1 pseudogene is annotated in these 308 nt (G+C 59.1%); it reads right to left on the bottom strand.

Going from position 1 to position 308, the window contains the following annotated elements:
- Positions 1-129, bottom strand: a pseudogene (locus ACZBJS_RS42835) (IS5/IS1182 family transposase); the annotation flags it as partial.
- Between the last annotated feature and the right edge of the window lie 179 nt (positions 130-308).

Genomic DNA, 308 nt, shown 5'->3' with positions numbered 1-308 from the left:
AAGTACGCCCTCCACAAACATCCGGTTGTCCCGTCCGGTCGAACCCTTCTGGTCAGGCCGGCCGATGATCAACGGCGCCATCCGCTCCCATGTCGCGTCGCTCAATACCAAGCGGTCCATCACACCCAAGGCGGCCTCCCCAAAAGCAGCCTTGAATCTGATTTGCGCCTAAAAGGGAATCCTAGAGTCCACACCACCTAGTGCATCTACACGTTTGTCGGGCCATTTGCGAGGATTTGGAAGCGGGCCATTCCGGTGTGGAAGGTGATTGGTCCAGGTGGACGGTGGGAGGCGTAGCCGGTCCATCC

The sequence above is a fragment of the Bradyrhizobium sp. KZN70725 genome, from assembly GCF_055264925.1.
Note: the sequence above shows the minus strand (reverse complement) of the source record. Positions and strands in the feature narration are given on the sequence as shown.